The organism is Pollutibacter soli, assembly GCA_029269725.1.
Classification (GTDB): domain Bacteria; phylum Bacteroidota; class Bacteroidia; order Chitinophagales; family Chitinophagaceae; genus Pollutibacter; species Pollutibacter soli.
The window spans coordinates 822775-848134 of the sequence record JARJHS010000001.1 but is presented as its reverse complement, the minus strand read 5'-3'; the positions used below and the strand labels follow the sequence as shown (position 1 = coordinate 848134).

General features: G+C 42.4%; 21 protein-coding genes. 12 read left to right on the top strand and 9 right to left on the bottom strand.

The annotated features are described in order from the left end of the window. Positions 1-5 precede the first annotated feature (5 nt). A complete protein-coding gene (locus P2W82_RS03535; protein WP_336514457.1) occupies positions 6-440 on the bottom strand; it encodes a hypothetical protein in 435 nt (144 codons plus the stop codon). A gap of 76 nt (positions 441-516) precedes the next feature. On the opposite strand from P2W82_RS03535, the gene P2W82_RS03530 reads away from it, so the two are divergent. From P2W82_RS03530 to P2W82_RS03480, 11 genes are all read left to right on the top strand, one after another. Beyond that, complete coding sequence (locus P2W82_RS03530) at positions 517-1488, top strand: LuxE/PaaK family acyltransferase (RefSeq protein ID WP_336514456.1); 972 nt, start codon at positions 517-519, stop codon at positions 1486-1488. A 130-nt stretch (positions 1489-1618) separates the two neighbouring features. Beyond that, complete coding sequence (gene galK / locus P2W82_RS03525) at positions 1619-2824, top strand: galactokinase (RefSeq protein WP_336514455.1); 1206 nt, start codon at positions 1619-1621, stop codon at positions 2822-2824. Between the two features lie 83 nt (positions 2825-2907). Beyond that, positions 2908-3966: an aldose epimerase family protein gene (locus tag P2W82_RS03520; RefSeq protein ID WP_336514454.1), complete on the top strand. Its 1059-nt coding sequence runs from the start codon at positions 2908-2910 to the stop codon at positions 3964-3966. 44 nt (positions 3967-4010) lie between these two features. Further along, on the top strand, positions 4011-5489 hold the full coding sequence (locus P2W82_RS03515) for a xylulokinase (RefSeq protein ID WP_336514453.1): 1479 nt from the start codon (positions 4011-4013) through the stop codon (positions 5487-5489). A 6-nt stretch (positions 5490-5495) separates the two neighbouring features. Continuing rightward, the gene (gene galT / locus P2W82_RS03510; protein ID WP_336514452.1) at positions 5496-6554 is read left to right on the top strand and encodes a galactose-1-phosphate uridylyltransferase; all 1059 of its coding nucleotides are present in this window, start codon (positions 5496-5498) and stop codon (positions 6552-6554) included. Positions 6555-6603: 49 nt separating this feature from the next. Further along, positions 6604-7956: a GHMP family kinase ATP-binding protein gene (locus tag P2W82_RS03505; RefSeq protein ID WP_336514451.1), complete on the top strand. Its 1353-nt coding sequence runs from the start codon at positions 6604-6606 to the stop codon at positions 7954-7956. Between the two features lie 87 nt (positions 7957-8043). Continuing rightward, the gene (xylA, locus tag P2W82_RS03500) at positions 8044-9372 is read left to right on the top strand and encodes a xylose isomerase (protein WP_336514450.1); all 1329 of its coding nucleotides are present in this window, start codon (positions 8044-8046) and stop codon (positions 9370-9372) included. 189 nt (positions 9373-9561) lie between these two features. Further along, positions 9562-11271, top strand: coding sequence for an amidohydrolase (locus P2W82_RS03495; RefSeq protein ID WP_336514449.1), 1710 nt, complete (start codon positions 9562-9564; stop codon positions 11269-11271). Positions 11272-11347: 76 nt separating this feature from the next. Continuing rightward, positions 11348-12079 (top strand): glucosamine-6-phosphate deaminase, encoded by a 732-nt coding sequence (locus tag P2W82_RS03490; RefSeq protein ID WP_336514448.1) that lies wholly within the window; start codon positions 11348-11350, stop codon positions 12077-12079. A 156-nt stretch (positions 12080-12235) separates the two neighbouring features. Continuing rightward, positions 12236-13312, top strand: coding sequence for a DNA topoisomerase IB (locus P2W82_RS03485; RefSeq protein ID WP_336514447.1), 1077 nt, complete (start codon positions 12236-12238; stop codon positions 13310-13312). A 167-nt stretch (positions 13313-13479) separates the two neighbouring features. Beyond that, positions 13480-15537, top strand: coding sequence for an AAA domain-containing protein (locus P2W82_RS03480; RefSeq protein ID WP_336514446.1), 2058 nt, complete (start codon positions 13480-13482; stop codon positions 15535-15537). 203 nt (positions 15538-15740) lie between these two features. Here P2W82_RS03480 and P2W82_RS03475 read toward each other — a convergent pair whose 3' ends face one another. From P2W82_RS03475 to P2W82_RS03440, 8 genes are all read right to left on the bottom strand, one after another. Beyond that, positions 15741-16337 (bottom strand): short chain dehydrogenase, encoded by a 597-nt coding sequence (locus tag P2W82_RS03475; protein ID WP_336514445.1) that lies wholly within the window; start codon positions 16335-16337, stop codon positions 15741-15743. A gap of 45 nt (positions 16338-16382) precedes the next feature. Continuing rightward, entirely contained in the window at positions 16383-17234 is an 852-nt protein-coding gene (locus tag P2W82_RS03470; protein ID WP_336514444.1) for a CPBP family intramembrane glutamic endopeptidase, read from the bottom strand. 37 nt (positions 17235-17271) lie between these two features. Further along, a complete protein-coding gene (locus tag P2W82_RS03465; RefSeq protein ID WP_336514443.1) occupies positions 17272-17952 on the bottom strand; it encodes a porin family protein in 681 nt (226 codons plus the stop codon). Positions 17953-18194: 242 nt separating this feature from the next. Continuing rightward, positions 18195-19160: an NAD(P)-dependent alcohol dehydrogenase gene (locus P2W82_RS03460; protein ID WP_336514442.1), complete on the bottom strand. Its 966-nt coding sequence runs from the start codon at positions 19158-19160 to the stop codon at positions 18195-18197. Positions 19161-19625: 465 nt separating this feature from the next. Continuing rightward, on the bottom strand, positions 19626-20834 hold the full coding sequence (locus P2W82_RS03455) for an alpha/beta hydrolase-fold protein (RefSeq protein WP_336514441.1): 1209 nt from the start codon (positions 20832-20834) through the stop codon (positions 19626-19628). A 248-nt stretch (positions 20835-21082) separates the two neighbouring features. After that, positions 21083-21991: an NAD(P)/FAD-dependent oxidoreductase gene (locus tag P2W82_RS03450; protein WP_336514440.1), complete on the bottom strand. Its 909-nt coding sequence runs from the start codon at positions 21989-21991 to the stop codon at positions 21083-21085. Positions 21992-22126: 135 nt separating this feature from the next. Beyond that, on the bottom strand, positions 22127-22351 hold the full coding sequence (locus P2W82_RS03445) for a putative antibiotic biosynthesis monooxygenase (protein ID WP_336514439.1): 225 nt from the start codon (positions 22349-22351) through the stop codon (positions 22127-22129). An 88-nt stretch (positions 22352-22439) separates the two neighbouring features. Continuing rightward, positions 22440-23303: an AraC family transcriptional regulator gene (locus P2W82_RS03440; protein ID WP_336514438.1), complete on the bottom strand. Its 864-nt coding sequence runs from the start codon at positions 23301-23303 to the stop codon at positions 22440-22442. Positions 23304-23794: 491 nt separating this feature from the next. Between P2W82_RS03440 and P2W82_RS03435 the strand changes: the two genes are divergently transcribed. Beyond that, complete coding sequence (locus P2W82_RS03435; protein ID WP_336514437.1) at positions 23795-25336, top strand: amidohydrolase; 1542 nt, start codon at positions 23795-23797, stop codon at positions 25334-25336. Positions 25337-25360: the final 24 nt, after the last annotated feature.

Below are 25360 nucleotides of genomic sequence, written 5' to 3'. Positions count from 1 at the left end.
ACCTCTTAAGGCCTCAATATAATGATTTGCGGAGTTCTTGCTGTGTCGCTTATATTACCCTTTTCATCCTTCATCCAGAAACTGAATACCGCTGTATCCGGCTGCGTACAGCGGGGCTGAAGTTCGAAAGCATAAGTAAATGTAACGGTCACATCACCATCAAAATTCTTCGTTTTGGGAACGTCGCCGGGAATTCTGTATAAAAGAGAATCAGCGAAATTGCTGGTAGGGCATCGCGTAGTCACTTTTTTAACCCAGATGGTATCCAGGAAATCACCTTCTTTGTCGGTAAGTCTCATATTAATGATAAGACCACCGTTCGGAGGAACTATTGTAGAGCTCACATCTTTAAGAGTAAGCTGTGGTTTGCTTTGAAAAGTATCTTTGCCGCAGGAAAACAAAACAATCAGACAGAGGATGATGGATACGCGTTGGAGCATATTGTTTTATTAAACAGCTCAAAAATAACCGATCCGGGGTGAAAAACCTAAGTCAGCCACTGAATCCGGAAATACTATGGTGGATTTTAACATTTTTTCTTTCCCTCAAAAGGTGCAGGAAACTTTTGATTTCCAGTACCATCATAACGCTTTATACAAGGATTATATACACAGGGTATTCGGCGAAAAGCCTGAAATAACAGGACTGACCGACCTTCCATTTCTTCCGATACAGTTTTTTAAATCCCACGAAGTGAAAACTACGGTGTTCGACGCCGAAGTGATTTTTGAATCCAGCGGAACGACCCGGGCGGGGAACAGCAGGCATCATGTAAAATCGGTTGCAGTTTATCGTGAGAGTTTTCTCGCCGGATTTGAACAGTTTTACGGCTCTCCTGAAAATTTCTGTATTCTCGCGTTACTCCCGTCTTATTTGGAAAGATCGAATTCATCATTGATACTGATGGCCGATGATCTCATAAAACGATCGAGTCACCCTAAGAGTGGATTCTATCTCGATCAGCTGAAAAACCTCAGCAAAACAATTCTCGAACTTGAATCATCCGGGCAACCAACAATTTTGCTGGGGGTAACTTTTGCCCTGATGGATTTTGCTGCAGTTTTTCCGATGAATTTAAAACATACAATCATTATGGAAACGGGGGGCATGAAAGGCAGGAGAGAAGAGCTCACCCGAAATGAAGTTCATGCTTTTCTGAAAAACGCCTGGGGATTAAAGGAAATACATGCTGAGTATGGAATGACGGAATTACTGTCCCAGGCATACTCAAAAGGCGATGGGATATTTTACTGCCCACCCTGGATGAAAATTCTCTTACGTGCTGAAGATGACCCCCTGAGCACAACAGATCGTCACGGTAATCCTTTGAAACAAGGCCTGATAAATATTATTGACCTGGCCAATCGTTTTTCCTGTTCATTCATAGCCACCGATGACCTGGGCATATTGCACGAGGATGGCGGCTTTGAGGTTATCGGCAGGATGGACAATAGTGATGTGAGAGGTTGCAGTTTGATGGTGGTCTAATTGAGAAAAAAGAATACCGGATACAGAATATCAGGCATGAAAATCGAAAACTGACTCTTCAAACCTGCCTGGCCGAAGCAAGCTATGGACCATGAACTTTGAACTGGCTGTTCAAACTGAACCGTGAACGGTGAACTATGAACTTTTTCCGTATTTTTCCAGATCTATGATGCTTGCAGAGATTGTCCGGAATATTTTCGCAGATCGGTTCGCGGCACCGGCCCTGGTATTTCGTTCTCCTGGACGGATAAATCTGATCGGTGAGCATACGGATTATAATGAAGGTTTTGTACTTCCCGCCGCTATTGATAAAGCCATCTACCTTGCAATTGCTCCGGCAGAAACCGAAACAGGCACCTGGATCTCGGTGGATTTTGGAGAATCGATTGAAGTCAACCGGTGGCACGATGGCAAGCTCTCTCAGGCATGGGCAAATTATATCCAGGGTATAGTACATGAATTCCGGATTGCAGGACATAAACCTCCCGCATTTAATCTGGTTGTTGCGGCAGATATTCCGATTGGAGCAGGCCTTTCATCTTCAGCTGCCCTGGAATGTGTGGTGGCTTTTGCATTAAATCATTTTCTACGTACCAATCTTGACAGAAAATCACTGGCATTCCTGACCAAAAAAGCCGAGAATGAATTCATCGGTCTGCAATGTGGTATCATGGACATGTTTGCCAGCTTGCATGGAAGAATGGATCACGTGTTGCGACTGGATTGCCGGACACTTCAATACGATTATTTTCCGCTGGAATTAAATGATTATGTACTCCTGTTGCTGGATACCGGAGTGAAACATAGTCTCGCTTCATCAGAATACAATACGCGAAGAGAAGAATGTGCAGCAGGTGTTTCAGGAATAAAAATACGATTTCCTTCTGTTTCCAATCTCCGGGATGTTAATCTCGAAATGTTGGAAGAATCTGCAGAATTCCTTGATAAAATTGTTTATCGCCGTTGCAAATTTGTGATCTCGGAAAACAAACGGGTATGGTTAACCTGCGACGCATTGACCAAGGGTGACTTCGATACCGTTGGAGAATTGATGTACGCATCACATGAAGGTCTCCAACATGATTACGAGGTCAGCTGCACCGAGCTTGATTTCCTGGTGGATGCGGTGAGAAATGATCCGGCAGTTGCAGGAGCACGCATGATGGGTGGCGGATTTGGTGGATGTACCATTAATCTTGTACTTAAACAGGAAGTGCCCGCGCTTGTAAATAAGTTAGCTTCGGCATATCAGCATTTCTCCGGAAACGCTCTTCGATATTATGAAGTAGTTACCGGCGACGGTACCCATGCAGTAAAAATTCAATCGCTTGTATAATGATAAAAAACAGAATTCTTCAATTTGTAATTTTATGTTTCGCCGGTGTTGCATGTGTGCTGCCGGAATCTGAAAAAAAGGATATGGAAAAAAAGACAGAGTCGTCGTCGCTATTTACGGATTCTCTCAATGGAAAAAAAGTCGAACTGTTTACATTGAAAAACAGTTCCGGTATGCAGGTATCTCTCACCAATTATGGCGCAACTATTGTAAGCATTCTTGTGCCGGATAAGACCGGGAAGAATGCAGATGTGATTCTTGGATACGACAGCATACAGGGATATTATAATGGAGGGGCATTTTTCGGATGTGCAGTTGGTCGTTATGCGAACCGTATCGCTAAGGCACAATTCAGCCTGAATGGAAAAACTTACCAGCTTGCAGCAAACAACGGTCCTAATTCATTGCATGGAGGCAAAGTAGGGTTCAATAAATATGTATGGGATGCGAAACAAACCGGCAATGCTGTTGAGTTCAGCATGACCAGCAAAGATGGTGATGAAGGTTATCCGGGTACGCTGAAGGTAACGCTTACGTATACACTTACTGACAGCAATGAACTGAAATTGGATTATACTGCATCAACCGATCAGGCAACAGTACTGAACTTGTCGAACCACGCCTATTTTAATCTTGCTGGTATTGGCTCGGGAAAAATCCTGGATCATAAGATGCAGATTTTTGGTAACTCTATTACACCTGTTGACAGCACTTTGATTCCGACAGGAAAATTGATGCCTGTAAAGGGAACCGCTTTTGATTTTCTTGAACCCCATACCATCGGTGAAAGAATTGATGCAAAAGAAGAGCAGATCATTTTTGGTGGAGGTTATGACCACAACTATGTACTTAAAGAAAAAGATGATCTCGAACTAAAAAAAGCGGCAGTTGTTATAGAGCCGAATTCAGGCAGGGTAATGACGGTGTTCACAACGCAACCTGGTGTACAGCTTTATACCGGAAATTTTCTGAATGGAAATGAAAAAGGAAAAGGTGCGACTTATGATCACAGGACCGGTTTTTGTCTGGAGACCCAGCATTTCCCGGATTCGCCAAATCAGCCACAATTTCCTTCTGTAGTTCTTCAGCCTGGGGAAAAATGGGCCAGTCAGACCATTTACCAGTTCTCAGTTCAGAAATAAATTTTAAAAACAAAAGATTGTTTAGTTCTGTCAAATTTTGACTAATGAAATATTTGTTGGGTTACGATATAGGATCTTCTTCGATAAAAGCCTCATTACTGGATATTGAAACAGGCAAAGCAGTTGCTTCTGCTTTTTCGCCCTCTGTCGAAATGGAAATGATGGCGCCTAAACCTGGCTTTGCTGAGCAGGAACCTGAAAGCTGGTGGAAGGAAGTACAAAATGCTACAGCACTACTTAAAAAACAAATTGCGTTTGCTCCGGAAGAGATCGCGTCGATTGGCATTTCCTATCAGATGCATGGAATGGTGGTTGTCGATAAAGATCTCCATCCTGTAAGGCCATCTATCATTTGGTGCGATGGCAGAGCTGTGGAGATCGGAAACAAAGCATTTAAAACGATAGGTGAGCAGTTCTGTCTTGAACATTACCTTAATTCACCGGGAAATTTCACCGCTTCAAAATTGAAATGGGTGCAGGAGAATGAACCGGATAATTATAAACGCATATACAAAGTGATGTTGCCGGGAGATTATATCGCTTTAAAACTCACAGGCGAAGTGTCTACTACGGTTTCCGGGTTATCTGAAGGCATTTTCTGGGATTTCAAAAACGCAGCAAAAGCCGATGATTTATTGAAATATTACCAGATTGATGAATCGCTGTTGTCACCACTGGTTCCCCAGATGGGTGAACAGGGTCGGGTGTCAAAAACGGCTGGAGACATCCTCGGAATAAAAGCGGGTGTGCCTGTCAGTTATCGCGCAGGTGACCAGCCAAATAATGCATACTCGCTGAATGTTTTACAGCCTGGCGAAATCGCAGCAACAGCAGGTACATCCGGAGTTGTTTATGGTGTTACGGATAAAGTATCCTGGGATCCGCAATCAAGGGTGAATAGTTTTGTACACGTAAGTCATACTGCTAAAGATCCGAGATATGGAATCCTGCTTTGTGTAAATGGCACCGGAAGTCTGAACAGCTGGCTTCGCAAGAATTTTTTCAGTGACCTTTCCTACGCACAAATGAACGGCCTTGCCGGGAAAATTGCACCGGGAGCAGAAGGGATCAAATGTTATCCTTTTGGCAACGGCGCGGAACGCGTTCTTGTCAATGCTGACCCCGGAGCTGCTTTTGAGAAAATCAATTTTAATATCCATAACCGTGCTCATATAGCGAGGGCAGCGCAGGAGGGAATCGTATTCGCTCTTCGGTATGGTGTGGACATCATGAAGGAGATGGGAATGGAAGTGAAAAAAGTACGCGCCGGATATACCAATATGTTTTTGAGTGAAGTGTTCTCGACTGCATTCGCAAATACCATGGGATGCGAAGTGGAACTGTATAATACCGATGGTGCGCAAGGCGCAGCCCGCGCAGCGGGTGTTGGTGCCGGAATTTATACATCTTTCAGTGAATGCTTCACCGGAATGAACAAACTTTACAGTTTTGCACCGGAGGCGGGCATGCATACCCGCTATGAAGAGTTGTATAGAGATTGGAAAGCAGGGTTAAAGTTTTAGCCTGCTATGACTACCGAAAATGTAACCGGATTCGAAGGTAAATGGGAAAAACGATGGCATCCATTGCGAAGGGAATGGATCGTTTATGCAGGTCATAGAAACAACAGACCCTGGAACTTTGGATTGAAATCTGCAAGTACTAAGTCCGAGGCTTACGATCCCGGATGTTATCTCTGTCCACGCAATAGTCGTGTACACGGAAACGCAAATCCAGACTATAGGGATGTTTTCATTTTTGATAATGATCATCCGGTCGTTGGATTAAATGCTCCTGCTATTGATGAACATCATGCCGTTCTGCACAATGGTTTGTACCAGCGGGCTGCTGCAACAGGCATCGCGCGGGTAGTCTGCTACGATCCCAGGCACAATCAATCATTAACTGATCTTGAGGTTGACCAGATAGCTACTGTATTTTCTGCACTTCGCGACCAGATGAAGTTCTTTGCAGAACATCCCGCTATAAAATCTGTGCTGATATTTGAAAATAAAGGAGAGATTGTCGGTGTATCGAATCCGCATCCGCATTGCCAGATCTATGCAACCGATTTTGTATTTAATCTTTTTCAGAAAGAACTGGATGCAGCAAAAGCATGGCGAAATGAAAAGGGATCCAACATTTTTGCCGACATCATCGCTGCTGAGCAAAAAGATGAGATCAGGATCATTGCAGAAAATGAACATGCCATTGCCTTCATTCCTTTTTTTGCCCGGTTTGCTTATGAAGCATATGTTTTTCCAAAGCGAAAACATGCAACACTGATCACGATGAGTGATGATGAATTGAAAGGACTGGCGGCTGCATTTCAGATATTAACCAGGAAGTACGACGCAAATTTTAATACTTCATTTCCCTACGTGATGGCTTTTGCACAAGCGCCTGTTGATGGTGAATTGTATGATGACTATCACATGCATCTGCTACTTTGTCCACCGTTGCGACAACCGGGACTTCAGAAATTTCTTGCTGGTCCGGAAACAGGAGCAGATACCTTTATGGCCGATACAATCCCTGAAGAAAAAGCCGCCGAACTTCGGCGTATAACGTTGAACGTTGAACGTTAAACGTAGAACCACAAAATTGAAATGCACATTATTTAACGCAGAGTTTTTTATGGCAACTTTTTTTTCAACTGGAGGGAAAATATATACGGCAGAAGCATCCGGCAGAATGGATGTGATGGGAGGTATTGCTGATTATTCCGGCTCGCTGCTGTTGCAGATGCCTATTTCAGAAAAGACAAAAGTGCAGATGCAGCCTGCAAAAAATAAATTATTCAGGATTCTTACGGAGACTTCGGATGGCAATGAGAGAAGATTTGAGTGGATCTGGAACATTGATGATGAAGATGATTTCGCAACAGCCGGTCAGAAAATACGGAAAGAAGCCGGCGCTTCATGGCCGGTATACATCCTGGGATGTTTTGTTCTTCTCAGGAAAAAGAAAAATCTGGAAATTACAGGTGCCGATATCCTTATCAGCTCACAGATTCCTTTGGGAAAAGGAGTGTCTTCATCAGCAGCTATCGAAGTAGCTGTCTTAAGAGCTATATCCGCTGCGTGGGATGTTTCTATCGATGCGATGGAAATGCCGCTGTTTGCGCAGGAAGTAGAAAATGCAATTGTGGGAGCAGCCTGCGGGCTCATGGATCAGCTTTCTGTTTGCTTCGGAATAGAAAATCATTTACTGCCGATTATCTGTCAACCTGCAGAAGTTTATTCGCCTGTGAGAATTCCAAATGAAGTTCGTTTTACCGGAATTGATAGTGGTGTCAGACATGCCGTTGGTGGAAGTGATTACCGCACGGTCCGCACGGCAGCGTTTATGGCATATTCGGTTATAGCACACAGTGAAGGTGCGAGCGTCTCAGATATCCAACAAGCAAGGGACAGCAGGAATTGGACGGCACTTCCCTTCAAAGGATTTCTTGCCAATATCAGTCCTTCAAGATTTGAACAGGAATATGCATCGATTTTACCGGAAAAAATAAGCGGAGAAGAGTTCATTATCAGGTATGGCTCAACTCCCGATGCAGTGACCCGGGTGGAACCGGAAAGAGAATATGCTTTACAAAGTTGTGCCCGTCATCCGGTTTACGAAAATCACCGGATTCAAACTTTTCTCCAGCTCCTTCTGCAATTAGATCCAGATCAAAATCCTGCGTCAACTTTAGTGTTACTCGGAGAATTGATGATGCAAAGTCATGCAGGCTATAGCTCCATCGGTTTAGGGAATAAACACACCGATCATATCGTTGAACTCGTAAGAAAATCCGGAGTAGAAAACCAGGTCTATGGAGCGCGGATCAGTGGGGGTGGAAGCGGTGGAACAGTAGTGACGCTCAGCTATGGAGAAGAGGGCTTTCTGGCTGTGCAGGATATTTATCACCGGTGCCAAAATAAATATGGTCAAAACCTTTTTTTCTTCTCCGGGAATAATGATGGATCAGTATCTTTAGCGCCTTAAAAATTCATCACAAGGCAGCTGAATAATTTCGGTAGAAATTTCTTTCCGGTAAGTCATTCGAATGTTTGCTGTTGAAAAAAAACCTATATGAGTGTAACAATTGGTAACAAAGAGTATTTTCCTGGCATTCCACAGATAAAATATGAAGGCCCGGAATCAGACAATCCACTGGCGTTTAAATGGTATGATGAAAACAGAAAGATAGCCGGTAAATCGATGAAGGAATATTTTAAATTCGCTATTGCTTACTGGCATAGCTTCTGTAATACGGGTAACGATCCTTTTGGCCCCGGTACAAAAACTTTTGCGTGGGATGCTGCTCCTGATGCCGTTACCCGCGCTAAAGATAAAATGGATGCAGCTTTCGAATTCATTACCAAGATTGGCGCTCCTTACTATTGCTTTCATGATATTGACCTGGTAGATGAAGGCAGTTCACTGAATGAATATGAATCGAACCTCGCGGCTATCGTTGACTACGCGGCAAAAAAACAATCTGTAAGTGGTGTAAAACTATTGTGGGGAACTGCAAATGTTTTCTCGAACCCGAGATATATGAACGGTGCTTCTACCAATCCTGATTTTACTGCTCTTGCATGGGCCGGTACCCAGGTAAAAAATGCTCTCGATGCAACGATAGCATTGAAAGGTGAAAACTATGTTTTCTGGGGTGGTCGTGAGGGTTATATGTCTTTGCTCAACACCGATATGAAACGTGAACAGGAACATCTTGCACGTTTCCTGCATATGGCAAAAGATTATGCTCGCAGCAAGGGTTTTAAAGGTGTTTTCTTTATCGAACCCAAACCATGTGAGCCAACAAAACATCAGTACGATTTTGACAGCGCAACTGTAATCGGATTTCTCCGTCATTTCGGTTTGGATAAAGATTTCAAAATAAATGCTGAAGTGAACCACGCAACGCTGGCAGGTCATACTTTCCAGCATGAACTCCAGGTAGCCGCTGATGCAGGCATGCTCGGCAGCATCGATGCCAACCGTGGTGATGCGCAGAACGGCTGGGATACTGATCAGTTCCCGATGAACCTGAATGAGCTGACGGAATGCATGCTGATCATCCTGGAAGCTGGTGGCTTTGCTGGCGGAGGGGTAAATTTCGATGCAAAAACCCGTCGCAACTCAACGGATCTCGAAGACCTCTTCCACGCACATGTTGGTGGTATGGATGCATTTGCACGTGCAGCAATTACAGCTGAAAAAATTCTGAATAATTCTCCTTACAAAAAATTCCGGAAAGACAGGTATTCTTCATTTGATTCCGGAAAAGGTAAAGAATTTGAAGAAGGAAAGCTTAAACTGGAAGATCTGCGTGATTTCGCTATCGCCAACGGCGAGCCGAAACAAACCAGTGGACGCCAGGAGTGGCTGGAGAATATTGTTAATCAATATATCTAGGCAGGAGTAAGGAGGCAGAAGGAGTTGTTAGTGACCACTGACCAGGTAGTTTGCACAGGAATTCAACATCGGCAGCCCTTTACTTTTAACCTTCAACATTATACTTTAAACCCGAAAAGTGAATAGTTTGTAGATTGCAGCTATTCACTTTTTTTATTTTGATCGTGCCTTAATTACAATATGATTCCTATGTCCAGGTCAAATTTCCCATTCCGTTTTGTATCGGTTTTTATTGCTTTGCTTTTGTTTGTGAATGCTTTTGCTCAGCAGGCTACGCTGGTTATAAAAAATGCAAAGGTCAGTACACTCGATCCTAAACAACCGGACGCGGAAGCGATCGCTGTGGATGGCGATAGAATTGTTTTTGTAGGCAGTGATGCAGATGCAGCAAAATTTATTTCCCCGCAAACAAAAGTGATCGATGCAAAAGGCCAGTGGGTAACTCCGGGTTGGATCGAAGGTCATGGTCATATCCATGGTATGGGAGAATCTATGATTGCCCTCAACCTGATGAATGTAAAAAACTGGGATGAAATTATTGCTCTTGTAGACAGTGCTGTGAAAAAAGCAAAGCCCGGCGACTGGATTGTCGGAAGGGGATGGCACCAGGAAAAATGGGTTCCCGCTCCGGTAAGAAATCATTTAGGATATCCCTATCATGAAACACTCGATAAGGTATCACCGAATAATCCGGTACTCCTTTCCCATGCCAGCGGACATAGTGTCTATGTGAACAATGCGGCCCTTCAACAGTCAGGCATAACCAATAAAACAAACAATCCTTCCGGCGGAGATATTGTTAAGGATGCAGATAAAAAGATTGTTGGTGTTCTGGAAGAGCGGGCTCAGAATCTTGCGTGGATTGCTTTTGAAAAATGGAACAACAAACGGCCTTTTGAAGAAAGAAAAGCGGAGTGGGTGAGAAGTATCGGTCTTGCGGAAAATGAATGTCTTCGCAATGGCGTCACCAGTTTTGTTGATGCGGGATCTTCATTTCAGCAAGCGGAAGGGATGCGACAGCTGGCCGAAGCTGGTAAGTTGCAGATTCGCCACTGGCTGATGATCCGTAGTGGAATTACGGCCCTGGAATCAAACTCAAATGTGTTCAATATCAAGAATGCCGGCAATCATCATCTTACAATAAAAGCTATTAAAGTTTCTCTCGATGGTGCATTAGGTTCTTATGGCGCATGGCTCCTGGCACCTTATGCAGACAGAAAAGATTTTTATGGACAGAATACTTTTGACACAACAGAGCTGAAAAAGATCGCCGCTTTCGCCTGGAAAAATAATCTTCAGCTTTGTGTGCATGCGATCGGCGATAAAGCCAACAGGAAAACGATTGATATTTTCGAGAGCCAGATCAGTATCGCACCTTCGCGCGACCATCGCTGGCGTATCGAACACGCGCAACACGTTAATCCGCTTGAAATACCAAGATTCAAATCCAACCATATTATAGCGTCTATGCAAGGCATTCATTGCACCAGCGACGCGCCTTTTGTTCTGAAAAGACTTGGTGCAGAACGAGCTGAATCCGGTGCATACATGTGGCGTAGCTTTATTGACGAAGGCGTTTTGGTAAACAGTGGCACCGATGTACCGGTGGAAAATATTGATCCCATTGCTAATTTCTATGCATTGGTTACGCGCAAACTCAAAGACGGATCAGAATTTTATCCAAAACAAAAAATGACAAGGCAGGAGGCATTGTATTCTTATACTCTTGCAAATGCAATTGCCGCTTTCGAGGAAAAAGACAAAGGCTCATTCGAAAAAGGAAAACTTGCAGATATCGTTATTTTCTCAAATAATTTGTTGACCTGTTCTGAAGAAGAAATACAAAAAACAAAAGTATTGACGACAATCGTTGGTGGAAAAGTTTTATATGAGCAATGATGGTATGAAATTTTTACTGCCGGAAATGTAAGAGTTCTAAAGATTGTTGATAAAAATTCTATAGAGAAACAAAAAAATGCAACTCAGTATACATGCTACTTACGAAGAGATGAGTCAGAAAGCGGCAGAAGCTGTGATCCGTTTGGCGGAGACTTTAACAGAACCATTGATCTGTTTCCCATCAGGAAATACACCTGTTCTTTTTTTGCAAAACATCGTGAATCATTTCAAAGAAAAAAATGAAACACCGAATTGGTACTTTATAAGTTTAGATGAATGGCTTGGTGTTCCCGCAACAGAAAAAGGCAGTTGCCGCCAGTTCCTTGATGAGCATTTTTTCCAACCTTTAAGCATACCCGAAAACCGGATATTCTTTTTTGACGGACTTTCTCCTGATCCGGAAGCTGAATGCAGAAAAGCAGAGCAGTGGCTCGACATCAGGGGAAATATAAAGATTTGTGTTTTAGGATTAGGTCAGAACGGCCACCTGGGTTTGAATGAACCTGGCTCCGATTTTGGTTTAAAAATGCAGATTGTTTCGTTGACAGAAAGTACCATAGTCGGTGGCCGGAAATATTTTTCAAATCCCGTAGAGCTCAACTCCGGAATTACTCTTGGATTAGCCACAATAATGAATGCAGGCACTGTATTTCTCCTTGTAAACGGCTCCAAAAAGGCCGCTATTCTTCAACATGTACTGGAAGGAACCGTTACTCCGCAGATACCGGCGACCATTTTAAAAGAACATCCTGATTGCTGGGTTTACATGGATGAAGAAGCAATTCAACAGCAAAATCACGTATACTGACCATCCGTCAGATCGTGTAGTATTTTCTACACTATTTCCATTTGACTTTTCATTTTCCAGTTTCATAAAACGATATGCGCAATAGCGCGCGCTCAGATTTATTTTGTCGGGCTGGCATTTCATTTATTGTAAATGATGCTATACAATTTGCGTTGCATGAAAACAATCAGATCCATTTCACATAAACAATATGTAGCAATCCATAAAGACCCGAAGAAATCAGCTGACCTTGCCGACCTTAAATATGTCACAGAAGGTGAAAAAGGAATCAGCAGGATAAAAAAAGCAAATGGGTTTCAATACTACTACAAAGGAAAAACGGTTAAAGATGAGAACACCCTGATGCGTATAAAAAAACTCGCTATACCACCATCCTGGACAGATGTTTGGATCTGTAATTCAGCGGGAGGCCATATACAGGCGACGGGAAAAGACCTGAATGGAAGAAAGCAGTATCGTTATCACGCCAATTGGAATTCGCTCAGAAACGATACTAAATTTCACAAACTGATTGAATTTGGAAAGGCGCTACCATTGTTGCGTCGCAGGATACGAAGAGATCTTAGAAATAAAGACCTGAATGCTGAAAAGGTTATCGCGGCTGCCATCTCCACAATGGAAGAAACATCGATCAGGATAGGAAATGCAGGATATGAAAAATTATATGGATCGTATGGCCTTACAACGTTAAAAGATCAGCACGTTGATATAAAAAGCGAGTCGGCAGATTTTGTTTTCAAAGGGAAAAAGGGGATCTCTCACCGGCTGAAACTTAAGAACAGGCAACTGGTCAAGATCATCAGGCAATGCCGGGATATTCCTGGTAAAAATTTGTTTCAATATTTTGGAGAAGATGGCAGCAGGAGAACGATAGATTCGGGTATGGTGAACAATTATATAAAAGAGGCTGGGCAGGGAGATTTCTCCGCAAAAGACTTTCGAACCTGGACAGGAACAGTAAAGGCATTGGAGTCGTTTTGTTGCATGGATGAAGCACATACCGAAAGTACAGTCAAAAAAAATGTATTATCTGTTCTCGATGATGTCAGTAAAAAGCTGGGCAATTCAAGATCGGTTTGCAGAAAATATTATGTACATCCTAAACTTATACAATTGTATGAAGAAGGTAAACTGATGTCTTATGTACAGAAACTCAGTTGTAAAGAAGCTGGTACATTGGCGGGGCTCCAAAAGAATGAAAAGGTTTTAATGAAAATTCTTTCAAAAATGTAATTCAGATTTTACCGTTTGAACTTCCAGCTTTCAGGAATGCGGATTTTTCTTTTTTTAAGAAAGATTTTTCTTCCTATTGTTCGTTTTCTTCACTTTCATTTTTCTGTTCTGAAGATAAATTTTGATGGCGGATCCGGTGAATGTCAAAACTCACTGAAAGATGTTCTATGTTCTACCGTCAGAAATATTTTCAGAAACTAAGAAGGCTCACAGAAATGTACAGGCGCGAATACCTTGCAAAACAAAAGTCGAAAACAGCAGGTATTCCAAAAACGGATGTGTACAGAAAACAACCGCCACCAGGTTCTTATCTTTGCACGATGTCATATTTCAGGAATTTGCTTGAGTTGTTAAAGATTGAACAGGATGCAGATCGAAATGCATATGAGGAACTGACGAAAGGGATATCTGTTCAGAACAAACGAGCCGAAGGGGTTTGCTGGTACCCTATTGCCATCCGGGATACTGTTCCCGGCAGAGGCGATTATCTCACTATCGAACTTGAAAGAACCACGCACCAGGAAATTATACATCAGCTCAGGTCAGGTGTACCGGCAAAATTGTTTTCCAATCATAATCCTGAACAGGATTTTATTGAGGGCGTAATTGGCTGGCAAAGTGGTGACCGGATGAAATTATCGACGCAGGAAGAAGAATTACCAGATTGGTCGCGCGATGGAAAACTCGGAGTTGAATTGTTGTTTGACGACAACAGTTATACCGAGATGAAAAGAGCTATACAACTGGCTGATTCGATCTCGGAAAAAAAGTCAGAAGGAAAACTGATACGCATCTTAACCGGCACAGAATATCCGGGTTTTTCAAAATCAGAGATTACGTACGCAAATAATTTGCTTAACGAGGTACAGCAGATTGCCGTTCAGAAGATACTTGATGCAGATGAACTGGCCATTGTACACGGACCTCCGGGTACCGGCAAGACAACGGTACTTGTCCAGGCAATTAAAGCTTTGTTGAATAATTCTGATCAGCAGATTTTGGTCACAGCACCAAGTAATGCAGCAGTTGATCTTCTTACTGAAAAAATTGCTGATGAAGGAATCGAGGTTGTTCGCATCGGTAATCCTGTTCGTGTGTCGGAAAAAATGCAACAATATACGTTGGATCAGAAGCTGGTAAATCATGCTATGTACAAAGAGATCCGCAAGATGCGGAAGCAGGCCATAGAGTATCGTGATATGGCACAGAAATACAAAAGAAATTTCGGGAAGGCTGAACGCGAACAGCGAAAAGCTCTTTTTGATCTTGCAAAGACAATTCTGAATGATGCATATAAATCGGAGCAGTACATACACAACGATGTGCTTGACAAAGCGAAAGTAATTACATCAACACTGGTAGGTGCAAATCATTCTACCATCCAGGATCGGGTGTTCCACACCGTTATTACCGATGAGGCAGCGCAGGCGCTTGAACCTGCTGCCTGGATACCCATCCTGAAAGCAAAAAAGATAGTAATTGCCGGTGATCATCAGCAATTACCACCGGTAGTCAAATCAGAAGAGAAAGCAGGAGAAGGGTTGTTTGTTACTCTGATGGAAAAGCTGGTAAATCTTCATCCGCAGGCAGTCATCATGCTCGAAGAACAATACCGGATGAATGAGAACATAATGCATTTTCCATCGAGGGAATTTTATAATAATAAGCTGAAGGCACATCCTTCAGTAGCAAGACAATTGCTTTTTCCTGACGATCATCCTTTCGTTATGGTAGATACTGCAGGATGTGGTTTTGAAGAAAAAGATGAGGCCGCAAGCCGATCCAATCCCGAAGAAGCGGATCTTCTTATCCGCCACCTGGCGGGCACGATTGAACGTTATTTTCAGTATAACCCTTCAGGTGAGTTTCCTTCTGTTGCCATCATTTCCCCTTATAAATTGCAGGTGGAATTTCTTCGACAGCAAATGAATCATACTCCGATGATGAAAGTGCACGGCAGCAAAATAAGTATTAATACGATAGATAGTTTCCAGGGACAGGAACGGGATATCGTTTATATCAGTATGGTGCGTTCTAACAGTGATGGGAAAATTGGTTTTCTCTCCGAATTGCGCCGCATGAATGTAGCCATGACACGTGCAGCAAAAAAACTCGTCATCATTGGTGATGGAGTAACTCTTGGACAGTTCCCTTTTTATGAGGATATGATCAGTTATACCCAACAGATCGACGGGTGGCAAAGTGGCTGGGAGGTCATGACTTGAAAGTGAAAAGTTGAAAGTTAAAACCGGGTTATGATTATTTCATCTTAGGTTTCGGGAAAGGGTAGTCGAAGAATGGCTGGTAAACTCAATTCATTTCAATGATCTCCGGAGCGAGGAGATCAGGATTTGAAGGTAGGTATTACTGGATCTTTCAGGGTCGCTACCATTCCAGTAACGACCCATCAGCCGGATTTTCAACAGGATTAATTCGGTTTAATGACTTGCCCGGTACTTGCGCCAAAGACACTTTTCCTGAAGCCAAATTCAAGCTGTTTCATTGTCACTGGCATTTCACCGGGAAAGAAGGGAAAATATTGAGGTGAGTTTTCAATCACAGTAGGACTAACTGCATTGATACGAATACCATTTTCAAGTTCAATCGCTGCTGCCCGCACAAATCCTTCAACTGCCGAATTTGCTGCGGAGGCATTGGCAAAATTCTTTTGAGGTTCGCAAGTTAGTGCACCTGTAATAAGAGTGAAAGAGCCTTTTGGATTGATGTAGTGCTGCCCAATCAATACTAAGTTGATTTGCCCCATCATCTTGCCTTCTACACCTACCCGGAAAGTTTCTTCGTTCAGGTTCTTCCACGGACCGACATATGTAGGACCTGCGGTACAAATCAGTGCATCGAAAGCACCTATTTTTTTGTACATCTTTTCTATTGCTGCCGGTGACGTTATATCCACCTGCACATCCGGACTGTTCCTGTCCGCACGAACTACCTGATGCTCTTTTTCAAATGAATTGGACAAATAAGTGCCCATAGTGCCTGAGGCACCTACAATTACAATTTTCATACTTAATTTTTTAATGATTTACTATAGAATAGCTTTTTCAAAGCTTCAATACGTGGCAGGTTCATTAGGAGTAACGACCTTCGGAATAACCCGCCAACGGTAAAGAATAAATGTTGTGAGAACCACGGATACCAAACCTGGAATGCTTGCTTCCAATCCAAAATTTCCACCAGAAAGCCAAACCGGAGCATTATGAAATAACGGCTTCATTATACTTGCCTGCACATTACCACTGACACCAAACCCCAATAGTGTTCCCTGCACCCAATTTGCCATGAAGTGAAAAGTTATTGGCATGATAAGGCTGTTGGTTTTTACATAAGCAAGACCAAACATCAACGAGGCAATAAAGATGTTGACAGACGCCAGTATTTTGATGTTACCAGTCATACCTGGATTATTAATATGGGTGAGCAGAAAATATGCTGCTATAATTAGCTGAGCTATCCATAAACCAGTGCTCTTTCTTAATCGTTGAAATACGAAACCCCTGAACAGAAACTCTTCAGCAATTGCAGCTGCAATCAACGACCAGGTGGTATTTAGTATAGAAGAAAAGTCGCCGCTACCTTGCTGCCAATGAATGTATCCGAACATGGATAGACAAGCTGCTGGCACTAACATTAACAGGGCTCCGGCAACCAACCCAAATAAAGCGTTTTTAATCAGCGTAAAATTCATATAACCCAACAATTCAGACATAGGCTTTCTTCGCATACCCTGGCTAATCCAGGTGGCGAGGATTACAACAACCGCCTGCTGAGTGATGGTTACTTCCCTGCTAAAGTGCTGTGAAGCTAATATCAAAGGGAAGGTGAATGCCGCCAAGACAAGGAAGAAAATGCCTATCCACCACATATCTCTTAGTTTCTTCTGGTTGTCGAAAAAAATATTCATACGATTGGTTTTCCTGTTGTTTGAATAGGTGTGAATACTATCCCCGCTTCTGCCTGGAATTTCTTACGCCAGCTTTTGAAACCTGGACACTGATGTTGAGCATCCTGTTATACCGCACGACATCGTTTGAGATGTTTGCCAGGCCATACCCGTAACGAACATCTAAGGTCAGTGTTGATTGCTTCATGGTAAAATTATAACCAACGCCTGCCTGAAAGCCAAAATCCCAGCGTTTAAAATCTGCTCCTGAATTACCAAATGATACTTTAGTCGTTGTTTCTGATGATGTGCCTGAAGCAGCTGTCTTCAGCAGACCACCAACATTATAGCCCGCATAAGGACCTGCATTCAGATATAGTTTGTTGATATGTAAGCGTGCTAACAAAGGCAGCTCTAAACTGGTTATCCGTAATGTTGACTTTGCACCGGTAAGTGGATTATTTTCTTTTAATGCGCCGCCTTTGATAGCGAAATAGATTTCGGGGACAATCGAAAACATGGGTGTAATACCAGCCTGGTAAGAAAAGCCTGCCTGCACTCCCCGATAATTTTTTTTATACGGATTAAGTCCGGCATTTGCCGTGCCGTAATTGAAATTTGTTGACAGGGAATTGATTGAAATACCAAACTTGTTCGTCTGTGAATACGAGCTGAACATAAGTAACAATGACAGTATCATTACTGATATTAGCTTTGCCGGTTTAATTGTTTGTTGCATGACTATTTGTTTTTTTGTTATGTTGATTTTTTTGTAAGGGCAATAATTTCCCAGCCCATTTTGTAGGTCATTTTTTTGAGTAAGTCTTTTGGGCTTGATTTCTGAAAGGCTAATCCCGAATCAGGTGGCAGCCGTTAAATTAATAGGACAAAGCTAATATCAGGAACCGGGCAGGTGGTAGGACGATTTTGAGTTAGAACAGCACTTATGTCAAGTTGGTTTGATAAACGTGTTTGGTAATGTCAATCCATCCACTGCATCACTACTTTTCCTCTTGTGCGCATGGCCTCGATATAGCGCAATGCCTCTGGTATTTCTGTATAACTGAATAATTTATCAATCTTAGTTTGGACTTTCCCCTGTGCTACCCATTCGGCTAATGTCTGTAAGTCTGTTGCTTCTGCTGTAAACTGGAATAATGGAAACCTGCCAAACAGTTTACGTATAAGAGTTGAAAGCATATGGGACATTGTTGTAAATCCGACCATTACGCCTCTTTTGCCCATTCTCTTATAATCAGCATAAGTAAGGTTGCCGTTTGTATCTATGATTAAATTGTAACTACCATTATGCTGATGAATGTTTTCCTTGTCATAAGGGATGACCTTATCGGCACCTAAAGACTTCACGAAGTCCGCGTTCCTGCTGGAACATACAGCTGTTACAGTTGCGCTATGTGCCTTTGCAATCTGCACAGCAAAATGACCAACGCCACCAGAAGCTCCATTTATTAGAACGGTTTCTCCCGCTGTTATCTTACCCTGTGTAACAACTGCCTGCAGTGCAGTTAAGCCGGCAACAGCAACACCTGCCATTTGTGTAAAGCTGATGCTGGCTGGTATTTGCCCACACACTGCCTCGGTTACACTTACGTACTCTGCAAAAGCACCGCCCATCAATGTCTCACCAAATACACGATCGCCAACTTTACATCTGTTTGTTTTAGCACCGGTTTCTACTACAATGCCAGCAAAGTCAGCTCCGGCAATTTTTTCCTTTGGCTTGAAAAGACCAGAGGTAAATCTTGCAAAAAAAGGCTTACCCCGTAAAATATGCCAGTCAGCTGGATTGGCAGAATTAGCAACCACTTTTACCAAAATGTGATCATCTTTCACAATTGGCTTATCGACTTCCTCTAATTGAAGGACTTCAGGACCGCCGTATTTTCTTTTTGTAAAGGCTTTCATTTTACTATTTTTTTGCGCCATGGATCAAACTCTGTTTTAACTATCACAGCTGGTGGGAACTCTTTAAAGTCTTCCATCAAAATCAGATAGACCAAAGGGTCATTGGCCTAACCAGGAGCATAGTTTCTACTGCGAAATAACAGATTGCTTTTGTTTGAAAAAATCTTTACTCGCCCTGTTGATATGAAAAAGATTTATCCATGTTCCCAGGGCGCAGATCGGCAGATGGTCCATTCAACACCGCAGGTCACCTCTTAATGTGCTATCTCCTTGTGTACACATTCGCCTGCTCTTCCCATTTGCTTTACCGCTTTATTTCCGATATATGCTTTTGATTTTTCTACTGACATTACATCAAAGCCCTGTTATCTGGTGACCAGGCATGGAACGGTACGTATAGGAATCAAAAGGGTCGTTTATGTGCATATTTCTAATTTCAAACCTTGCGGTTTTAATATTTAAGTAGTCAAACTACATTTCACTATACTAAAATTTATTTTCAAGTACTTTTAGTTTATTCCGGGTCTCCGGTACTTCTGCGATTTCAAGCGCTTTTTTATACCAGACTACAGCATTTATTTTATCATTGGTTGCTGAATAAAAGTCACCGAGACCATCATAGACATTTGAGCTTTTTGGATAACTTGAAACATTCATCCTGAACAGATATTCAGCCTTTGTATACTGCTTTGTATTCAATGAGTAGTAAGCAAGACCATTCACTAAACTTTCTGGCGGCTTGACGATGTAACCAAGCTGCCTGGATACAGATTTATAATGAGCATCCAGCAATGTATCTAACCTCAGGTTTTTGTTTTCCAAAAAGCTGGGATACAGATCAAATTTATAATAGCTGAAAATATAGCGGAGGGCATCGTATTCAGCTATGAAAGAAACTGAGTTGTGATTGTCATCAGCATAATATTTATAATCAAAGACTAAGTTGTTTTGAAGATTATCCTTTATGCTCCTGATCAGTTGCATATTGTATCTTATCAATTCTGTGTTTTCGGTTGTGTCTTGCTGCACAGCACTTGTATCTACGCCTTTTTCCATGCGATTGGCAATCGCTAAAAACAGTTTTTTATCAGCGAAATTATTTGCCGTAAGGGCTGCTTTACTTTCATTTAAAAGACTGTGATTATCCCACCATAAGCTTGCATCTATTGAAACGTATGCGTTAAATAGATCCTTATGGTGTACCAATGTATTCATTACCGTTAACCCACCTAAAGAGTGCCCCATAAGTATGCGATAAGGAGCAGCCGGATATGTTGATTGAATAACAGGTAAAAGCTCACTTTCGATAAACGACATAAATTTATCACCGCCTCCGGAATTTTCCTCACGACCATCGATTACGGTGTTTTTGATAGCTGGAGTCAAATCCTTTATCCTGTTCGTATGTAAAATCCCGACAACAATCATTTGCGGAATAATGTTGGCGCCACTTAAATAATCAACCATGGCAACAACAGACTTGAAATGAATTTCACCATCTAAAACAAAAATAACCGGATATATCCTGGTTCCCTTTTCTTTATCGGGATTGTAAACCCAGGCAGTTCGTTCTTCCTGAAGAATTTTTGATTTAACGCTAACAACATCGGCAATGATTATTTCTTTTTTTTCCTGGGCAAATAAGTTAGAAGAAACAAGCATTAAGAAAAGCACTATTAAATATTTGTTGTTCATTTTACTTGTGTTTTAAAACCGATATTTAATCAGCTGAACACTCTTAGGAAATTCTTTTCTGGTCAAGTGCAGAAATACATACCCTGGAGCTCATGATCAGGAATAATAAGAACGTACTGCAGCAAAAATTTAAGGAAGATGAAAAGGGATAATATTATCGTTTTTGTTTCATGGAAAATCCATTAACATAATTGTGCCTTCCTGAATTATTACTGCTTAAATAGCAGGAGCTGAGCTGTCTGCATTATTCAAAAATCCTCTTCTATCAGCTCCTTATTTACCATCAAACCAGTAGTTGTACCCATTGACACTGCATTCGCTACCGTACGGATACGGGTTGTGTTATCACCGCAGGCATACAAGCCATATACGGTAGTGCGGTGTGCCGGATCAATTTTAATGTACCCTTCCTGGGTCAATTCGCATCCTGACTCTTGCGGAATAGAAGTGTGCTGAACGAAAGGAAGACGGGCATACATTGCTCTTAACGACGCATTAGTACCATTGGTAAACAAGATGTTTTGGATGTAGCCGTTGATGTTTTCCAATTTACTGATTTCCGATTCAATAATTTTGATACTATGCGCAGTAAGCTTAGTCTGCTGTTGCTCTGTCAGCGTTGACTTTCCATTTGTGTAAACAGTCAGGTTATTTGTCCAGTTTGAGATCAAAGAAGATAGCTCATATGCTGTATCCCCATTGGCAAAAATGCCCGTTTGTTGATGCCTTACTTCGTAGCCATGGCAGTATGGGCAGTGAAGCACACTAATACCCCAACTTTCTGCGAAGCCAGGAATAGACGGCATGATGTCCCTGATACCGGTTGCAAATACTAATTTACGAGCGGTGAATTCCTCGCCATTGTGAATTTGAACGCCAAAGCCTCGTTCAGTTTTGAAACAAGCCGTTGCTAAACCTTCGAGAAAACTCACCGAGCTATACATCCGCACCTGTTGTTTGGCAAGACGGGCAATTTCTTCAGGTGTTTTACCATCATTGGTCAAAAAATTATGTGAGTGAGGCGTTTGCTTATTGCAAGGACTTCCACTGTCTATTACTAGTACATTTCTTAGTGCTCTGCCTAATGCCATTGCCGCTGCAAGTCCTGCATAACTACCTCCGATAATAATGACATCAAATATTGCCGGCTGCTTCATATTTCATTATTTGTAGCACCTGATAATGGCATCGGGACCGTTATTCCACTTAATGCAATTCCAGGTTGCTTTATAAAATCACTTACCATCCAAACCAACCAAAATAGTATTAATGATTTTAACGTCATTGCGTTTCTATTTTGAAGATTTTTTACCTGTGGCTTTTTGAAGAAGCAAATCCACGAATGGCACGCCGACAAACATCATCCAGGGAACTAATGAGATCGTGAGAATGAATGTTCTCTGATACAAAGGGAGAGAAGACAGTTGTTGACCGAACAGGAACAGAAATAGTGTGATGGAAGGATAGATTACCAACCAAATTTTAAGTGACATCAGAAGTCTTGCTTTTGCTTTCATTTTGATTGTTTTTTGGTTAACTGAACGAACACAAAATTAGGACTGGCAATTAGGCCTTTGGCAGGACGCCTATGAAGTTGAACAGGACTTATTTGAAGTTCTTCCTGAAAGCCTCGGGGGATTGCCCTGTATGTTTTTTAAAAAAGCGGATGAAGTAAGATGGGTCTTCATAGCCCAGCTGGTCTGCCACTTCCTTCACCTGGGCGGGTGTTGCAATCAGGTGACGTTTCGCTTCGAGGATAATTTGGTCATTTATAAGATCGGATACAGTTTTCCCTACAGAAGTCTTCACTATTGAATTGAGTTGGTAAGGCGAAAGGCTCAGTAGGTCAGCGTAATCAGAAACATTTTTCATGCCGGCAATGTTTGTTTCCAACAAACGAACAAATTCTTCAAATCGCTCCTGAATGTATCCGCTTTCGCTTTTTACAATGCTGTTTTGATTTTTGCTTTGCCGTATATACTCAAGGAAGAAAAGGTCAAGGTTTGCTTTGATGGCTTCGATATATCCTTCCTGCTTCAAAAAATATTCATCAAAGATGTTCGCCAGGATTACATGTAGTTTTTTAAACCTTGCGTCTTCTATCTCGCAATAGTTTTTCCCCGATGCCTTTTTCCATCGATGCTCTGCAATAGTATTCTTTGGCTGATAAAATGATAAATCAAACTCGAGCAAAAAACCTGTCGTGTCAGCAGTAAGTTCAAGCCTGTGTACCTGGCCCGGACGTAGAATGAAGACAGCATTGGATTGAACGGGATACTGCACAAAATCTATTTCATGAATGCCACTTCCGCTGTGTACTGCCAGAACAAAATAGAAATCATGTCTATGCAGGTCATGAACCAGGTCTTTGCCATTTAGTACCTGTTCCAGGTCACGTACACTGAAACGACCGGCACCGTTATGCAGCCTCTGCGCAGATGCTATATGCCTGACTGGTATGGTTTTCATGTCACAACTAAGTTAACCTTTTTATTTCCTTTTAGCACTTTGATGGACCACGCTTGCCTGTAGTGCTGGCAGAATCTATCGGATCGAGTGCTATGCCAACATGCGACTTTCATATGTTGCTGAGTTGACTTATTACAATTTGCCGATCATCTTAACTATGATTCTCAAAACCAGGGGCATCAACTATCCGGTCACGTTAGCAACCGGGCGCTGATCTCCACTTCCTGCATTCGAAACCGCTTACTTTTCAGGTCAGTTGTACGCATTAAACTTTATTCCTTACATTAGCTTATCCGCTTGTCATCTCTTTTCCGATAGATCGACCCCGCTTAAACTTTGATATCTGTACCCGGCTCCGATTGGATTCTGTTCACGTTTTTTTCATATTAAGCTAAATGAAAGTGAAATACTATTCCTTACGCAAGCCGTTGTTTTGTTCTTTATTTGTTATAGCGCCGTTTGTTGCTGCCGTTGCACAAAAATCAAAGAAAATGGCCGCTTCTCCAGCAGCCTGGAAAGCAGAATTGGTGAAGGAAATTGATGGTAAGCAAAAGATGGCCCAGGAGATGGTGGACATGATTTTCAGCTTTGCTGAACTAGGGTTCCAGGAATTTGAAACTTCGGCTTATCTTAAAAAGATTCTTCGGGAAAATGGGTTTACCATAGATTCAAGTATTAATGGAATACCAACTGCATGGATAGCGAAATGGGGCAACGGAAAGCCTGTCATCGCCATTGGAAGTGATATCGATTGTATTCCGAAAGCTTCTCAAAAGCCAGGGGTAGCTTATCATGATCCGATTATACAAGGTGCACCAGGGCATGGGGAAGGCCATAATTCCGGTCTGCCGCTGAATATTCTTTCTGCCCTTGCATTGAAAAAAATAATGGAAAGGGAAAAGATTCCGGGAACGCTTATGTTATGGCCTGGAGTTGCCGAAGAACAGTTGGGAACCAAAGCTTATTATATCCGGGATGGATATTTCAAAGATGTCAACGCCTGTATTTTTACCCATGTTGGAAGTAATCTCGCGACGGGCTATGGCGACAATGGTTATACGGGTCTGGTCTCTGTAAAATTTACTTTCAAAGGTCAGGCAGCGCATGCAGCGGGAGCACCCTGGCGCGGAAAGAGTGCACTGGATGCTGTTGAGCTTATGAATACGGGATGGAACTTTCATCGGGAACATATGGAGCCCACCCAGCGTTCTCATTATGTAATCACGGATGGGGGTGATCAGCCGAATGTAGTACCATCAGAAGCATCGGTCTGGTATTTTATCAGGGAACGTACTTATCCCAAAATCATGCAAAACTTCAGGGATTGTATTAAAATCGCTGAATCATCTGCAGCGATGACGGGAACAACAATGACATACCAGGTGCTGGGCAGCGCCTGGCCGACACATTTCAACCAGCCGATGGCGGAAGCAATGTATGAGAACATAAAGCAGGTAGGCCTCCCCGTATGGAGCAGGGAAGATCAGACACTTGCCGTTGCTATTCAGAAAGAAGTGCGGTCGGGAGCACCAACAGATAGCTTTCCAGGGTTACCAACACAATTATCTCCACTGTTTTTACCCAGAGATCCAAGCTTTAACCTGATGGGCGGCTCGGATGACATCGGAGATATTTCCTGGAATATACCAACTGTCTCTCTGTATTATCCATCCAATGTACCCAATCTTCCGGGGCATCATTGGGCAAATGCCATCACCATGGCAACGCCTATTGCCTATAAAGGTGTGATCTCCGGAGCAAAGGCTGAAGCGATGACTTTACTGGATCTTTTTATTAATCCTGTGCTGCTGGATTCCGCAAAAGCTTATTTCGTTAACGTACAAACGAAAATGACAAAATACGAACCCATCATTTCTGAAAAAGACAAACCGGCCAATGGTTTGAACAGGAAAATCATGGAAGAGTACAGACCGGAGATGAAAAAATATTATTACGATCCCTCCAGGTATAAAACATACATGGAACAATTGGGCATAAAATACCCAACAGTGAAACCAGGTTCTGATCAGTAGGTTTTTAACAACCGCTTATCCAAC

What these genes read in the sequence shown, in the direction of transcription:
- P2W82_RS03435 (WP_336514437.1), top strand. Translation starts at nt 23,795, where the DNA reads ATGGCCGCTTCTCCAGCAGCCTGGAAAGCAGAATTGGTGAAGGAAATT.
- P2W82_RS03465 (WP_336514443.1), bottom strand. Translation starts at nt 17,952, where the DNA reads ATGCAACAAACAATTAAACCGGCAAAGCTAATATCAGTAATGATACTG.
- P2W82_RS03445 (WP_336514439.1), bottom strand. Translation starts at nt 22,351, where the DNA reads ATGAAAGCAAAAGCAAGACTTCTGATGTCACTTAAAATTTGGTTGGTA.
- P2W82_RS03475 (WP_336514445.1), bottom strand. Translation starts at nt 16,337, where the DNA reads ATGAAAATTGTAATTGTAGGTGCCTCAGGCACTATGGGCACTTATTTG.
- P2W82_RS03530 (WP_336514456.1), top strand. Translation starts at nt 517, where the DNA reads ATGGTGGATTTTAACATTTTTTCTTTCCCTCAAAAGGTGCAGGAAACT.
- P2W82_RS03485 (WP_336514447.1), top strand. Translation starts at nt 12,236, where the DNA reads ATGAAAACAATCAGATCCATTTCACATAAACAATATGTAGCAATCCAT.
- galT (WP_336514452.1), top strand. Translation starts at nt 5,496, where the DNA reads ATGACTACCGAAAATGTAACCGGATTCGAAGGTAAATGGGAAAAACGA.
- P2W82_RS03460 (WP_336514442.1), bottom strand. Translation starts at nt 19,160, where the DNA reads ATGGCGCAAAAAAATAGTAAAATGAAAGCCTTTACAAAAAGAAAATAC.
- P2W82_RS03440 (WP_336514438.1), bottom strand. Translation starts at nt 23,303, where the DNA reads ATGAAAACCATACCAGTCAGGCATATAGCATCTGCGCAGAGGCTGCAT.
- P2W82_RS03520 (WP_336514454.1), top strand. Translation starts at nt 2,908, where the DNA reads ATGGAAAAAAAGACAGAGTCGTCGTCGCTATTTACGGATTCTCTCAAT.
- P2W82_RS03450 (WP_336514440.1), bottom strand. Translation starts at nt 21,991, where the DNA reads ATGAAGCAGCCGGCAATATTTGATGTCATTATTATCGGAGGTAGTTAT.
- P2W82_RS03495 (WP_336514449.1), top strand. Translation starts at nt 9,562, where the DNA reads ATGTCCAGGTCAAATTTCCCATTCCGTTTTGTATCGGTTTTTATTGCT.
- xylA (WP_336514450.1), top strand. Translation starts at nt 8,044, where the DNA reads ATGAGTGTAACAATTGGTAACAAAGAGTATTTTCCTGGCATTCCACAG.
- P2W82_RS03515 (WP_336514453.1), top strand. Translation starts at nt 4,011, where the DNA reads ATGAAATATTTGTTGGGTTACGATATAGGATCTTCTTCGATAAAAGCC.
- P2W82_RS03470 (WP_336514444.1), bottom strand. Translation starts at nt 17,234, where the DNA reads ATGAATATTTTTTTCGACAACCAGAAGAAACTAAGAGATATGTGGTGG.
- P2W82_RS03490 (WP_336514448.1), top strand. Translation starts at nt 11,348, where the DNA reads ATGCAACTCAGTATACATGCTACTTACGAAGAGATGAGTCAGAAAGCG.
- P2W82_RS03535 (WP_336514457.1), bottom strand. Translation starts at nt 440, where the DNA reads ATGCTCCAACGCGTATCCATCATCCTCTGTCTGATTGTTTTGTTTTCC.
- P2W82_RS03505 (WP_336514451.1), top strand. Translation starts at nt 6,604, where the DNA reads ATGGCAACTTTTTTTTCAACTGGAGGGAAAATATATACGGCAGAAGCA.
- P2W82_RS03455 (WP_336514441.1), bottom strand. Translation starts at nt 20,834, where the DNA reads ATGAACAACAAATATTTAATAGTGCTTTTCTTAATGCTTGTTTCTTCT.
- P2W82_RS03480 (WP_336514446.1), top strand. Translation starts at nt 13,480, where the DNA reads ATGTTCTACCGTCAGAAATATTTTCAGAAACTAAGAAGGCTCACAGAA.